The sequence below is a fragment of the Pseudomonas sp. LB-090624 genome (assembly GCF_003205205.1).
Lineage (GTDB): Bacteria > Pseudomonadota > Gammaproteobacteria > Pseudomonadales > Pseudomonadaceae > Aquipseudomonas.
Genome location: NZ_QJRL01000017.1, coordinates 1 through 13553 on the forward strand (window position 1 = coordinate 1; position 13553 = coordinate 13553).

Here is a 13553-nt window from a genome sequence, read left to right on the forward strand (position 1 = left end):
ACCCCGCCCCTTGCTGACCGAACCCCGTCGCCGCGCCTACCTTTCCGCCATGCAAGTGGTGCACTGGCTGCCGCGCGCCGAACTGCCGTTCGCCGCACCGTCGCGGCCCGAGTTGCTGCTGCCGGTGGCGCCGGTCGAAGACATCGATTTCGAGGTTCGGCCGACACCCGCGGGCAACGAGGCACCGGTCGCGCCCCAGGCCCGCTCCGGCGAGCGACCGAAAATCGAGATCCCGCGCCCGGGCAGTGCGCCCAAGCCTGCCGCCAAGCCTGTCGAGGCCGAGGAGCAACCTGCACCTCCACGCCCGGCCCCCGTGCCGCCGCCACGTTTCGCGCTGCAGTTGTTGCGTGCTGGCAGCTGTCTGCTGCTGGTGGAGCTGGCCACCGGTCAGCCGTTCCAGAGCCGCGACCCGTCCTACCTGCTGCTCAAGGACATGCTGCGCGCGGCCGGCCTGCCCGACGCTCCGCAGATCATCGGCGAGCCGGTGCGCTGGCCGCTGCTGGTGCGCGGCAACATGGACCAGGGCCCGGAATCCGCCCGCGATTTCGTCCAGGGCTTTGTCCAGGCGCGCCTGGAAGACGCCCCGTGCACCTGCCTGTGGCTGGTCGGCCTGCCAGCGGCGCGCTTTGCTGCCAATGCCGACGCCGCAGCCTATTACCAAACCCTGAAGCTCGACGGCCTGGGCGACGCCTGGGTCTTGCCGGGCCTTGAACTGTTGATGGACGAGCCGCAGCGCAAGGCGGACGTCTGGCAAGCCATGCGCCAGCTGATGGCGCGCTGGAAGAGCGTTGAATGAGTGACTCGATCAGTTTTCGCCCGATGACCGAGGCGGATCTGGATGCCGTACTTAAGATCGAATATGCCGCGTTCAGTCACCCCTGGACCCGCGGGATCTTTCAGGATGCGCTCAAATCGTACGAAGTGTGGCTGATGTTCGATGGCCAGCAGCAAGTGGGCCATGGGGTGATCAACGTGATCATCGACGAGGCGCACCTGCTCAACATCACCGTCAAGCCGGAAAACCAGGGCTGCGGGCTCGGCTTGCGCCTGCTTGAGCACCTGATGGCCCGGGCTTACCAGCTCAATGGCCGCGAATGCTTCCTGGAGGTGCGCGCCAGCAACCAGTCGGCCTACCGGTTGTACGAGCGTTACGGTTTCAACGAAATCGGCCGCCGCCGTGATTACTACCCGATCGCCGGTGGCCGTGAAGACGCGCTGGTCATGGCTTGCACCTTGCTTGAAGACTGATCCACGTCCACGGGTATCGCGCTAAAGTCAGAAGACCAGGGTTGCCATGCACGGACGGGTAAAGGATGAGGAAGCTGTTTCTGAGCGCATGCCTGCTGGCAGCCAGTGCTGCCCATGCCGATGAACGTGATGTCTGGATGTTCGCCCAATGGGCAGGCGACCATCAAACCCGGCCCTTCCGTGAAATGCTTGTGGATGCCCGCCTGTACGGCGTAGTGCCCATCCACCAGTTGCTACGTTCGGCTTCGGACTGGAAGCTGTGCCACGCGTCGCCCTTCGCGGTGCCGCCCGCCAGCAACTGGCCAGCCGTACGTTCGACCCTTTCATTGCTCAAGACCCTCGACGACCAAGGCGTCCTGCGCCAGTTCGAAGTGGTGTCGGCCTACCGTGAGCCGCGGCTGAACACCTGCGCTGGCGGAGCGGCCAACAGTGCTCATACCCGCGCTTTTGCCGTTGATGTGCTGCTGCCCGCCTGGGCCGATCCTAACCCGCTGTGTCGCTTCTGGCAGCAACACGGCCAGGCGTGGAACATGGGCTTGGGGCGCTACCCGTCAGGCCGCATCCATGTGGATACTGCCGGTTATCGCACCTGGGGTGGTGACGGCAGTGCCGGGTCATCGTTCTGCATCAAGCCCAAATGAGCCAGGCAACCCTGGCATTCCTCCATCACCCACTCCGCGAAACGCTGGCGCTTGCCGCTGTCAGCCAAGGGCTGCGCGCTGAGCAGGTGATAGGCCGAGCCGTCGCGGACGAAGCCGGATGGCGCGTGCAACTGCCCGCTGTCGAGTTCGTCGCACACCATCAGGGCTGAGGCCATGGCCAAGCCCAGGCCGGCGCTGGCGGCCTGGATCGACAGGTAGAAATGCTCGTAGTCGCTGCGTTCGCAGTGTCGCGCCTGTTGCCCGCTCAGGCGCAGCCAGGTGGGCCAGGCAGCAGGGCGGGTGGTGCTGTGCAGCAGCCGCTGGCCATCGAGTATGGCGCTGGCGGCGGGATGGCACACCGGGCCGATCCATTCATCGCAGACCTTCTGGCTGAACAGCTGGTTGTTCCAGTGGAAGTCGTCACGGCGGATGGCCATGTCGACCCCACTGCGGGCGAAGTCCAGCGGCCCGCCGGCAGCCACCAGGTGCAACTGCAGGTCGGGATGGGCGGCATGGAAGCGCGGCAGCCGCGGGATCAGCCAGCGCATGGCGATGGTCGGCTCGCAGGACAGCACAAGCACATTGTCGCGGGCCTGGTGCTGCAAACGCTGCAAGGCGCTTTCCAGCTGTTCGAAAATCGCCTGGGTGGTGCCTTGCAGGGCGCGGCCGGCAGGGGTGAGGAAAATGGCCCGGTTGCGGCGTTCGAACAGCTCCATGCCAAGGTTTTCTTCCAGCAGGCGTATTTGGCGGCTGACCGCGCCGTGGGTGACGTGCAAGTGCTCAGCGGCGCGCACGAAGCTCTCGGTCCGGGCGGCAATGTCGAAATAGCGGAAGGCGTTGAGTGGCGGCAGTTTCATGGCATCCCTTTGGGCCGGCACTGGCATTATGCCTATGTGAGAAAAACTATCAGATGTGCCTCACTATAAATCGATTTTTACTCGCTCATAAGCCCTCGATAATCACCCGGTCTGTGTATTTTCATCGTCTATCGAGCGCTATCTGCATGACCGAACTCATCGCTGTCGCCCTGTTCACTTTGCTCGCCGTCATCAGCCCTGGCGCCGATTTCGCCATGGTCACTCGCAGCAGTTATGCACAAGGCCGCAAGGCGGGGCTGGCGGCCGCGGTCGGTATCGCATTGGGAGTACAGGTGCATGTGTTGTACACGGTGCTGGGCATCGCCGTGATCATCAGTCAGACCCCGGTGCTGTTCCTGGCCATGAAAGCACTGGGCGCCGGTTATCTCATCTACCTGGGCTACAAATCACTGACCAACACCGGGCGCATCAGCCTGGAGGGGGGCGAGCGTTCCACTGTCACCGTGGTGCAAGCCTTGCGCACCGGCTTTCTGACCAATGCCCTGAATCCCAAGACCATGTTGTTCGTCATCAGTGCTTTCACCCAGGTGGTGCAACCCGGCAGCTCGTTGAAGCTGGCGTTTGCCTACGGTGCGTTCATGTCCCTTGCCCACTGGTTGTGGTTCAGCCTGGTGGCGGTGTTTTTTTCCAGCGCGCCGTTGCGCAAGGCGATGATCGACCGGCAAGTGCTGGTGGACCGGGTGATAGGCCTGGCGTTGATCGGGCTTGGCTTGACGGTGGCGGTGAGCGGTATCCGCTGAAGGGAAGATAGAAGGTGGAGGGGAGGGCCATTGCACACCCCGTGGGCAGTGGCTGCCTTCAGTGCGGTAACTTTTCGCAGACAAAGAAAAAGGGCTTACCTTGCGGTAAGCCCTTCGTCTTGTTTGGTGGCTACACAGGGACTTGAACCCCGGACCCCAGCATTATGAATGCTATGCTCTAACCAACTGAGCTATGTAGCCGATGGCGCGCATTATTCTCTTGAACGGCCCCCCTGTCAACACTCATTTCAAAAAAAATTTGCACGCTTTCAAAAACTTAGCGGCCAGGCCTGGTTTCAGCGCACCACAAGCCAGTGCCCGAGCACCCGGTGTAGCTGCAGATGCTGGGCAGCAGCCAGGGATTGCAGGGTTTCGCCAGCCCGGTCCAGGTTGAAGTCGCCGCTGACACGGCGATGGGCCACTTGTTCATCCACCAGCCACAGCCGCTGCCCCTGATACCTGGCCAGGCGCTCCAGCACTTGCCCCAATGGCAGGTCGATGGCCTTCAGGCGACCGCTGCGCCAGCTATCGATGGTCTTCAGGTCAACCTTCTGCAGCGGGCCGATGCGCGTGTCGTCGAATGTGACGCGCTCACCCGCCGAGACCAGGCGCTGCTCGCCAGCCTGGACCACCATGGCCTTGCCAGTGAGTACCACGAGTTCGTCATGGTTGGCGTGGCGGGCTACCTGCAGACGGGTGCCGTATACCTGGATGCGCGCGTTACCCACAGCCACTTCCATGGCGCGCCCGTCGAGCATGACCTCCAGATACACCTGGCCCTGCACCAGATGCAGCTGACGAGTGCGGCCGCGCAGGTCGACGTTCATCGCGCTGGCGCTGTCCAGGCTCAAGGTGGTGCCATCTGCCAGGCGTGTGCTACGGCGCTCACCCGTATCAGTGTGCAGCTCGCTAGCCAGGCGCTGCATCAGCGGCCAGTACAGGTAAGCGGCAGCCCCCAGCCCCAGCAGGAAGACCAGCGCCAGCCATTTGCCCAAGTGGCTGCGGCGCACGGTTACGGGTCGTGGGCGAGGTCGGGCGGGGGCTGGTTGCAGCTGTTGCCAGAACGCCTCCAGTTCGGCGTAGGCGTGGGCGTTCTGCGCTACCTGGCACCATGCCCCGAATGCCTGGCGCTGGGTTTCGTCGCAACCGGGCTGGCGCAGCACTGAAAACCACTCCAGCGCTTCCTGCTGTGGGTCGGGCTGCAGCTGCTTGGCGGGCATCGGGTTCATGGGTCGGTCTGCTCACGATAGGGGCTATTTGCCCAACGATGACAGGGATGATTGGACAAGGATGCTAATTATATTGAGAACCATTTTCAAGTACGTGGCGATAAGGGGATAAAAAAGGTAGCTATGTATCTATTTGTTTCCCGATAATCGGATCCCAACCCGAGGACGGAGATTCAGCCCAATGGCCACCAGTAGTGCCTCCACCGCATCCACCCAGGCAGCGGCAAGCCAAGCCACGCCTCTGGTGATGCGCATCATTGGTTTCTGTGCACTGGCGCATCTGATCAATGACCTGATCCAGTCGGTATTGCCGGCGATCTACCCGATGCTCAAGGCCAACTACAACCTGAGCTTCGCCCAGATTGGCCTGATCACCCTGACCTTCCAGATCACCGCCTCGTTGTTGCAGCCCTGGGTTGGCTTTTTCACCGACCGTCGGCCGACGCCCAACCTCTTGCCGCTCGGCACCCTGTGCACACTGGTGGGTATCGTGATGCTGGCGTTCGTCGGCAGCTTCCCGATGATCTTGCTGGCGTCAGCGCTGGTCGGCATTGGTTCGTCAACCTTCCACCCAGAAACCTCGCGTATCGCGCGGCTGGCTTCGGGCGGGCGCTTTGGCCTGGCCCAGTCCACGTTCCAGGTTGGCGGCAACACCGGTTCCGCCTTGGGCCCGTTGCTGGCAGCGGCCATCGTCATCCCGTTCGGCCAGACCCATGTCGCCTGGTTTGGCGTGGCCGCGCTGTTCTTCCTTGGCGTCACCCTGATGCTGCGTGGCTGGTACAAGGAACACCTCAACCAGGCCAAGGCCCGCAAGGCGGTGCAGGCCACCCATGGCATTTCGCGCAAGCGCGTGATCGCGGCGCTGATCGTGCTGGGCCTGCTGGTGTTCTCCAAGTACTTCTACATGGCCAGCTTCACCAGCTACTTCACCTTCTACCTGATCGAGAAGTTCGATGTGTCGGTGGCCAGCTCGCAGTTGCACCTGTTCCTGTTCCTCGGTGCGGTGGCGGCCGGTACCTTCTTTGGCGGACCGATCGGTGACCGCATCGGGCGCAAGGCGGTGATCTGGTTCTCGATCCTGGGCGTGACGCCATTCACCCTGGCGCTGCCGTATGCCGACCTGTTCTGGACCACGGTGTTGAGTGTGGTGATCGGCTTTATCCTGGCGTCTGCGTTTTCCGCGATTGTGGTGTATGCGCAAGAACTGGTGCCGGGCAGCGTGGGCATGATTGCCGGGATTTTCTTCGGGCTGATGTTCGGCTTTGGCGGGATCGGCGCGGCGCTGCTGGGGTATGTGGCGGACCTGCGTGGCATCGAGTATGTCTATGGGGTGTGCTCGTTCCTGCCGTTGTTCGGGCTGCTGGCGGTGTTCTTGCCAAGCACTGGCAAGCGCTGAAATTGTCCGGGGCTGGCCTGCAGCCCCGACAATTGACGATTGGATCACTGTTGGCCTAGAGTGCCGCCTCTTTTTTCAATGCCCACAAAGTAGCCAACGCAATGCGCCGTTCCCAGTCCCTGCCCAGCGCCCGTCAGCCTGCCCTCCAGGCCCTGCGTCGTGCGTGGCCGAGCGACACGGTGCTCAAGCGCCGCCGCAGCGTGCTGTTTGCCTTCACCTTCTCGCCACATTTCGCCTGAACTGATCTGCGCTTTCGCGTCGCTCGCCATCCCGGCGTGCGCGCCTGTGTCTGCACGTCTTTTCGGTTGGCAAGGAGTGGTACATGAACATGCGTTTGCTGGCGGGCCTGTTGTTCGCCGTATCGGTAGTGGGTTTCAGCCTGGGGGCCAGCCTGCCGCTGGTTTCATTGCGCCTGCATGAGGCGGGGGCGAGCACCCTGGAAATCGGCATCATCTCGGCCATCCCGGCGGCAGGCATGATGCTCTCGGCATTTCTGGTGGATACCTGCTGCCGCCATCTCACCCGGCGCACCATCTACTTGCTGTGTTTCAGCCTGTGCACGGTCAGCATTGCCTTGCTCGAGCCGGCATTCGGCTCGTTGTGGTTGCTGGCCCTGCTGCGTCTGGGCCTGGGGCTGGGGGTGGGTATCGCCATCATCCTTGGTGAGTCGTGGGTCAACGAACTGTGCCCGGAGCACAACCGCGGCAAGATCATGGCCCTGTACGCCACCAGCTTCACTGGCTTCCAGGTACTCGGCCCGGCCATGCTCGCCGTGCTGGGCGCCGACAGCCCATGGATCACTGGCGTAGTGACCGCCTGTTACGGGCTGGCGCTGCTGTGCATCGTGCTGACCGTGCCCAACGACCATGTCGAACACGAAGAAGGCGAAAAAAGCTTCGGCCTGGCCGGGTTCTTTCGGGTGGCACCGTCGTTGTGCATGGCGGTACTGTTCTTCTCGTTCTTCGATGCCGTCGTGCTGTCGCTATTGCCGGTGTATGCCAGCAGCCATGGTTTTGCCGTGGGCGTGGCGGCGTTGATGGTGACCGTGGTGTTTGCGGGCGACATGTTGTTCCAGCTGCCGCTGGGCTGGCTGGCCGACCGCGTCGAGCGTACCGGCTTGCACCTGGTGTGCGGGCTGGTGGCGATGGCGATCGGCATCGGCCTGCCGTGGCTGCTGAACATGACCTGGCTGCTGTGGCCCCTGCTGGTGGTACTGGGCGCCGTGGCAGGGGGCATCTATACCCTGGCACTGGTACTGATTGGCCAGCGCTTCAAGGGCCAGGACCTGGTAACCGCCAATGCCAGCGTGGGTTTGCTGTGGGGCGTAGGTAGCCTGGTCGGGCCGCTGGTCAGTGGCGCGGCGATGGGCGTGGCGCCGCATGGCTTGCCGATGGCGCTGGCGCTGATGGCTGGGTTGTTCGTGTGCTTTGCCCGGCAGTCATTCCGCGCTGCTGGGCGCTTGCGAGCGGTAGCGGACTGACAACCCTGCGCGGCCCTGCGGGGCCACGTAGCCGTCAAGCTGCTCCAATACTTACCCAATACCGGGTGCGGAATTCCACCCGCACCGGCAGGCTATGGCTGAGCAGATGCAGGATCTCCCCGGTATCGCTCAACTGGTAGGTGCCAGACACCTTCAGGTTCGCAACTTCGGGCGCACAGCGCAGCAGGCCTGGGCGATAACGCGCCAACTCGGCGACAAATTCCCCAAGCGGCATCTGCTGCACGCTCAACACACCGTCTGTCCATCCCCAGAGGTCGCTATGCAGCGTCACGGCCTGGAAGCTGCCGTTGGCCGACACCTGCAAGGTCTCACCTGGCAGTACCTGCCGGGCCGTGGCGGATGCAGGAAACAGCGTAACTGCACCGCGGCGTACGGCCAGCAGCAGGCCCTGGCTGTTTTCTCGCAGCAGCAGTTGGCCGTCGACAGTGGCCAGCGGACCGACGCGTGTCTCGATCAGAAACGGGCGATTGTCGTTGGGGTTGCTCTCCAGGCTCACTTCGCCGTGTACCAGCTCCAGCCGGCGCTGCGTACTGCTGTAGTGCAGGTCGATGGCGCTGGCGGTGTTCAACTGGATACGGCTGCCATCGCTACCTTGCAGCTGCCGGCGCTCGCCGGTAGCGGTGCTGCTGTCGGCCAACAGTTCAGGCAAGCCCAACGGCTCACGCGCAGACAGGCCAAGGCTGCCGCCCACGGTCAGCAGCGCCAGCAGCTTGAGGTGGCTGCGACGGCTGCTGTGCTGTTGCTGGCTGCCGTCCAGGGTGCGCCGGCTCAGGTCCTTAGGCAGGCCGGCCAGTTCGTCGCCGAGCATGCTCACGCGGTGCCAGGCCAAGGGGTTGTGCGGGTGGCTGGCCAGCCATTGCTGGAATTGCTGTTGGGTACGCGGGCAGGGCCTGTCGAAGCGCAGCTTCACCAGCCAGTCGATGGCCTGGTCAACCTGCGCCTGCGCAGGGGTGCCATCAGGCGTCGACATAACGCAACCGATAACAGACGCGCAGGGCGGTGGCGAGGTCGCGCTCGATGGTCGCTCGGGACACTTGCAGATCCTGGGCGATCTGCACAATGCTCAAACCGTCGAGCTGGGCCAGCAGAAAGGCCTGGCGGGCGCGCGGTTTGAGTTGGTGCAAGGCTCGGTCCAGGCGTTCCAGTGAGTCCAGGATGACCAGCCGATCTTCCTCGCTGGGCACTTCGGCTTCGGGCAGGTGAGCCAGGCTCTCCTGATAAGCCCGCTCCAGGGCCCGACGGCGGAACTGGTCGATCATCAGGCCACGGGCGATGCTGCTCAGGTAGGCGCGGGGCTCCTTGAGCGGCGACACCTGGCGCGCGCGCAACACGCGCACGAAGGTATCCTGGGCCAGGTCGGCAGCGTGTTCGCTGCAACCCACCCGGCTACGTAGCCAGCCCCGCAGCCAGGCGTGGTGGGACTGGTAGAGCAGAGCGACCTCGGCCGGTTTGAGCGTGTCGTTTATCTGCATCGTTGCGAAGACCCGGTCCCATGGAATGTGCGAATGTGAACAGTTCTCAATTCTATGCGGGGATGATGGCACGGGGCAATGGCATGCCAGGAATTAGCCGAGCAAGATCCGGCGTTTGTCCGATGAACGGCTGCGCTAAGCTGGACCTGCAATCCACCTGATGGAGGTGCCATGATTCTGGCCGACCTTTCCCCTGAGGCTTACCGCGAAGCCAGCGAACACCTGGCGGCACTGGACCCGGACTGGTCGCGGCACATCGCGGCGACCGGGCCTTGTCTGCACCAGGCTACGCCTGGGCGCGAACCGTACGAGGCACTGGTGCGGGCGATTGCCTACCAGCAGCTGCATGCCCGTGCGGCCGAGGCCATCCTCGGGCGGTTGCTGGCGCTGTTCCCGGAGGATGCGTTCCCGCAGCCCGAGCAGTTGTTGGCGGTCGCCCCGCAAACCCTGCGCGCCTGCGGCTTCTCGGCGAGCAAGATGACGACGATCCAGGGCATTGCCCAAGCCCGGCTGGAAGGCCTGGTCCCTACACGCGAAGCGGCGTTGGCCATGACCGACGAGGCGTTGATCGAACGCCTGATAGGGTTACGCGGGGTAGGGCGGTGGACGGTGGAAATGTTGCTGATCTACAGCCTGGAGCGTTCGGACATTCTGCCGGTGGACGATTTTGGCGTGCGCGAGGGCTATCGTCGGCTCAAAGGCCTGGACAAGGCGCCGACGCCAGCGCAAATGCGCTCGCTGGGCGGCGGCTGGCGCCCTTACCGTACCGTGGCGGCCTGGTACCTGTGGCGGGCCTGAGGTTTCGGCATTGCCTGTAACGGCCCCCTCCGGGCACAGGCCACAACGATCTGGAATCTTACCCATGACTGCGTTCATCACCCCCAACCAACGCTGGCAAGCCGTCGAATCCCGCGACACCGCTGCCACCGGCCACTTCGTCTACGCCGTGCGCACCACCGGCATCTACTGCCACCCAAACTGCAAGTCGCGCCTGGCCAAACGCAGTAATGTCGAGTTCTTCGACACCCCTGCCTGCGCCGAAGCCGCCGGTTTTCGCCCCTGTAAACGCTGCTTCGCCCCCGCCAATGTCAACGCCAACCGCCGCAGCCAGCTGGTGACCCGTGCCTGCCGCCTCATCGAAACCGCCGACCCCACCCCTAGCCTCGAACAGCTAAGTGCGCAACTGGCCGTCAGCCCGTTCCACCTGCACCGGCTGTTCAAGGCCGAAACCGGCGTTACGCCCAAGGCCTACGCCACTGCCTTTCGCGCCCGGCGCCTGCGCGCGCATCTGGAAGACGGCCAGCGCTCGGTCACCGATGCTATCTACGACGCCGGCTACAACTCCAACAGTCGCTTCTATGCCAGCGCCGACCAGCGCCTTGGCATGCGCCCACGGCAGTACCGCGCCGGCGGTGCCGGCGCAACTATTCACTTCGCGTTGGGCCAGTGTTCATTGGGCGCGATCCTGGTGGCACAAAGTGACAAAGGCATTTGTGCGATCCTGCTGGGCGATGACCCCGAAACCTTGCTTTACGACTTGCAGGACCAGTTCCCCAAGGCCCGCCTGATTGGCGGTGACAGTGCCTATGAACGGCTGGTCGCCGAAGTGGTTGGCTTCGTCGAGGCCCCGGCGCTAGGCCTGGCCCTGCCGCTGGATGTGCAAGGCACAGCGTTCCAGGAGCGGGTGTGGCAGGCCCTGCGCGAGGTGCCGGCCGGCAGCCGGGTCAGCTATACCGACATCGCCGAGCGTATCGGCGCCCCCAAGGCTGTGCGGGCGGTCGCCATGGCTTGCGCAGCCAATCACATTGCCGTGGCCATCCCCTGTCACCGCGTGGTGCGCCGGGATGGCGACATCAGCGGCTACCGTTGGGGCGTCGAACGCAAGCAGCAGTTGCTGAAGCGAGAAACGGCACTCTCCTGAAGGCCTGAAGCCGCGTAGAATCCACCGCCAAATCGAATTGTGAAGAGGAATATTCGATGAGGCGTGTCAGCCTTGTTCGTTTTTGCCCTGGCCTGATGGCCATGCTGGCCCTGATGCTGGTACTCGCCAGCCCGGCCTGGTCGGCCCCGGCCACCCCTTTGTCCAACCTGGCCAACGCCGAAGCCTCCGCACTGGATGAAAACGCCAGCATCGAAGAGTTGAGCGACCGCCTGGACCAGATTCGCCAGGGCGTTAGCAGCGAAGCCAATGACGACGTGCTGTCGCAGTTACGCCTGTCAGCCATGCAGGTGCAACGCCAGGCGGACGCCCTGAGTGCGCAGCGCACCACCGATGTGGAAAAGCTCGACGACAAGCTCAAGGTGATTGGCCCGGCGCAGCCAGACGAGGCGGCCGCCCTGACCCAACAGCGCAAAGCCCTCGAGGCCGAGAAAAAGGCCCTGGTGGCTCAGCAGCAACAGGCCACCAAGCTGACCCAGTCGGCCCGCGACCTGTCCACGCAGATCGTCAACCTGCGCCGCAGCCAGTTCAACTCGCAGATCACCAGCCGCGCGGCTACGCCACTGAGCCCGGCGTTCTGGCAGAGCATCATCCGCCCCACCCAGGACGACGTGGCGCGCCTGCGTGACCTGCGCGGTGAGGTGGCAGATGCCATCGGCAGTGCCTTCAGCGCCGAACATCGCTGGCTGTTCATGGCCAGCCTGGTAGCTGCCATCCTGGTGTGGACCCTGGTGCGCCTGTGGATAGAGCGCCTGCTGGCCAGTGCCATGGTCAGGTGGCTGCCCGAGGGCCGTTTGCGCCGCAGTGCTTTGGCACTGGGTGTGAGCCTGGCCACACTGGGGACGATCGCCGGTTCGGTTTCGCTGTTGCGCTGGGGGCTTGAGAGCAGTGCCGACCTGGGCTCCGATATCGCCAGCCTGGTCAACCATGTGCTCGCGTTGGTGGTGTTCAGCGCCTTCATCACTGGCCTGGGTCGTGCCATGCTGATGTTGCAGCGCCCGTCATGGCGCCTGCCACCCATTCATGACGAAGTGGCCAGCGCGCTGGGCTGGTTCCCTAAGGTGCTCGCGCTGGCGCTCATGGGCATGATGACCATGGAGCGTATCAACAGCGTGATTGGCGCCAGCCTGGCGCTGACCGTGGCCGTCAACGGCCTGACCGCGCTGGTGGTGGCGATGACCTTTGCCGGCGCGCTGCTGCGCTACCGGCGCACACTGCGTACGCATGACCTGGAGCGCCCGACCGGCCTGGCCGGCTTGATCCCGTTCGTGATGGTTATCTGGCTGACGCTGATCCTGCTGGCCCTGGTCACCGGCTACCTGACGCTGGCCTACTTCCTCACGGCCAAGCTGCTGTGGGTCAGCCTTGTGGTCACCTGCGCCTACCTGCTGACCACGTTCCTCGGTGACCTGTGCGAGACCTTGTTGTCACCGCGCCTGCCCGGTGGCCTGGCACTGGCCTCTACCCTGGGCCTGGCGCCACGTCACCAGGCCCAGGCGAGCACCATCCTGGCCGGTATCGGCCGTACCGTGGTGCTGTTCCTGGCACTGCTGCTGACGCTGATGCCATCGGGCACCAGCCCGAGCGAGCTGCTGCTGAGCCTGGGCGACTGGGACGGGACCGGCGGCAAGCTGCTCGGCAACCTGAACATCGTGCCGCAGGACATCCTGCTGGCGCTGGGGATTTTCCTCGGTGGCATGTTCGCCATTCGCGTGGTCAAGCGCTGGCTAAGTGAGCGCCTGTTGCCGGAAACCGATATGGATGCTGGCATGCGCGCCTCGCTGGTGACCCTGGTGGGGTACCTGGGCTTCCTGTTCCTGGCCATGCTGGTGATGTCGACCCTGCGTATCAACCTCACCAGCCTGACCTGGGTGGTCAGTGCCCTGTCGGTGGGTATCGGTTTCGGTTTGCAGCAAATCGTGCAGAACTTCATTTCAGGCCTGATCCTGCTGACCGAGCGCCCGGTGAAAGTGGGGGACTGGGTGAGCCTGGCAGGTGTAGAAGGTGATATCCGCCGCATCAACGTGCGCGCCACCGAAATCCAGATGTCCGACCGTTCGACGGTGATCGTGCCCAATTCGCAGTTCATCTCGCAGAACGTGCGCAACGTGACCATGGGCAATGCGCTTGGCGTGGTCGGCATCACCCTGACCCTGCCGCTGGAAACTGACGCTAACCGGGTGCGCGAGCTGCTGCTGGCGGCCTACCACGAACATGAAGCGATTCTGGATGCCCCGGCGACGTCGGTGTCGTTCAAGGACCTGACGGCCAGTGGCATGGTGATTGGCGTGAGTGGTTATGTAGCGGGGCCGCGGCAGGTGTCGGGGACCCGGAGCGACCTGTTGTTCACCATTCTTGGGCGGTTGCGTGACGAGGGCATAGCCTTGTCGTCGCCGCAGAGCATGGTACTGGTGCAGGAAGGTGCGCGCCCGGCTGACGAGTCGGTGTAACGCAATCGCCGGTAAGCCAGCCCCCAAGCACTGCATCGACTTCAAGCCATGTGCAGTGG

General features: G+C 63.9%; 14 protein-coding genes and 1 tRNA gene. 10 read left to right on the forward strand and 5 right to left on the reverse strand.

Annotated features, from left to right (window positions below; genetic code table 11):
* Positions 1 to 10 precede the first annotated feature (10 nt).
* The 3 genes from DMX11_RS16395 (at position 11) to DMX11_RS16405 (ending at position 1889) form a co-directional block, all read left to right on the forward strand.
* Positions 11 to 796, forward strand: a complete 786-nt coding sequence (locus tag DMX11_RS16395; RefSeq protein ID WP_110745545.1) for an energy transducer TonB — start codon at positions 11 to 13, stop codon at positions 794 to 796.
* Positions 793 to 1248, forward strand: coding sequence for a ribosomal protein S18-alanine N-acetyltransferase (gene rimI / locus DMX11_RS16400; RefSeq protein WP_110745457.1), 456 nt, complete (start codon positions 793 to 795; stop codon positions 1246 to 1248). The genes DMX11_RS16395 and rimI overlap by 4 nt, the downstream gene beginning before the upstream one ends.
* 65 nt (positions 1249 to 1313) lie before the next feature.
* Entirely contained in the window at positions 1314 to 1889 is a 576-nt protein-coding gene (locus DMX11_RS16405) for a D-Ala-D-Ala carboxypeptidase family metallohydrolase (protein ID WP_177410752.1), read from the forward strand.
* Here the strand turns inward: DMX11_RS16405 and DMX11_RS16410 are convergent.
* On the reverse strand, positions 1829 to 2746 hold the full coding sequence (locus DMX11_RS16410) for a LysR substrate-binding domain-containing protein (RefSeq protein WP_110745458.1): 918 nt from the start codon (positions 2744 to 2746) through the stop codon (positions 1829 to 1831). The genes DMX11_RS16405 and DMX11_RS16410 overlap by 61 nt on opposite strands.
* 146 nt (positions 2747 to 2892) lie before the next feature.
* On the opposite strand from DMX11_RS16410, the gene DMX11_RS16415 reads away from it, so the two are divergent.
* Positions 2893 to 3507 (forward strand): LysE family translocator, encoded by a 615-nt coding sequence (locus DMX11_RS16415; protein ID WP_110745459.1) that lies wholly within the window; start codon positions 2893 to 2895, stop codon positions 3505 to 3507.
* A 124-nt stretch (positions 3508 to 3631) separates the two neighbouring features.
* On the opposite strand, the gene DMX11_RS16420 is transcribed toward DMX11_RS16415, so the two are convergent.
* Both DMX11_RS16420 and DMX11_RS16425 read right to left on the reverse strand, forming a co-directional pair.
* A tRNA-Met gene (locus DMX11_RS16420) sits at positions 3632 to 3708 on the reverse strand.
* A gap of 95 nt (positions 3709 to 3803) precedes the next feature.
* Entirely contained in the window at positions 3804 to 4727 is a 924-nt protein-coding gene (locus tag DMX11_RS16425) for a FecR domain-containing protein (protein WP_110745460.1), read from the reverse strand.
* 190 nt (positions 4728 to 4917) lie between these two features.
* On the opposite strand from DMX11_RS16425, the gene DMX11_RS16430 reads away from it, so the two are divergent.
* From DMX11_RS16430 to DMX11_RS16435, 3 genes are all read left to right on the forward strand, one after another.
* Entirely contained in the window at positions 4918 to 6132 is a 1215-nt protein-coding gene (locus tag DMX11_RS16430) for an MFS transporter (RefSeq protein ID WP_110745461.1), read from the forward strand.
* Between the two features lie 101 nt (positions 6133 to 6233).
* Positions 6234 to 6371, forward strand: a complete 138-nt coding sequence (locus DMX11_RS26065; protein ID WP_177410753.1) for a hypothetical protein — start codon at positions 6234 to 6236, stop codon at positions 6369 to 6371.
* Between the two features lie 83 nt (positions 6372 to 6454).
* On the forward strand, positions 6455 to 7612 hold the full coding sequence (locus DMX11_RS16435; RefSeq protein WP_110745462.1) for an MFS transporter: 1158 nt from the start codon (positions 6455 to 6457) through the stop codon (positions 7610 to 7612).
* Between the two features lie 34 nt (positions 7613 to 7646).
* Here the strand turns inward: DMX11_RS16435 and DMX11_RS16440 are convergent, their stop codons facing one another.
* A complete protein-coding gene (locus DMX11_RS16440) occupies positions 7647 to 8603 on the reverse strand; it encodes a FecR domain-containing protein (RefSeq protein ID WP_110745463.1) in 957 nt (318 codons plus the stop codon).
* Positions 8590 to 9105, reverse strand: coding sequence for a sigma-70 family RNA polymerase sigma factor (locus DMX11_RS16445; protein ID WP_110745464.1), 516 nt, complete (start codon positions 9103 to 9105; stop codon positions 8590 to 8592). The genes DMX11_RS16440 and DMX11_RS16445 overlap by 14 nt, the downstream gene beginning before the upstream one ends.
* Positions 9106 to 9276: 171 nt before the next feature.
* Between DMX11_RS16445 and DMX11_RS16450 the strand changes: the two genes are divergently transcribed.
* The 3 genes from DMX11_RS16450 (at position 9277) to DMX11_RS16460 (ending at position 13494) form a co-directional block, all read left to right on the forward strand.
* On the forward strand, positions 9277 to 9903 hold the full coding sequence (locus DMX11_RS16450) for a DNA-3-methyladenine glycosylase (RefSeq protein ID WP_110745465.1): 627 nt from the start codon (positions 9277 to 9279) through the stop codon (positions 9901 to 9903).
* Between the two features lie 64 nt (positions 9904 to 9967).
* Positions 9968 to 11026 (forward strand): bifunctional DNA-binding transcriptional regulator/O6-methylguanine-DNA methyltransferase Ada, encoded by a 1059-nt coding sequence (ada, locus tag DMX11_RS16455; protein WP_110745466.1) that lies wholly within the window; start codon positions 9968 to 9970, stop codon positions 11024 to 11026.
* Positions 11027 to 11082: 56 nt separating this feature from the next.
* Positions 11083 to 13494, forward strand: coding sequence for a DUF3772 domain-containing protein (locus tag DMX11_RS16460; protein WP_110745467.1), 2412 nt, complete (start codon positions 11083 to 11085; stop codon positions 13492 to 13494).
* The last annotated feature ends 59 nt before the right edge of the window (positions 13495 to 13553 follow it).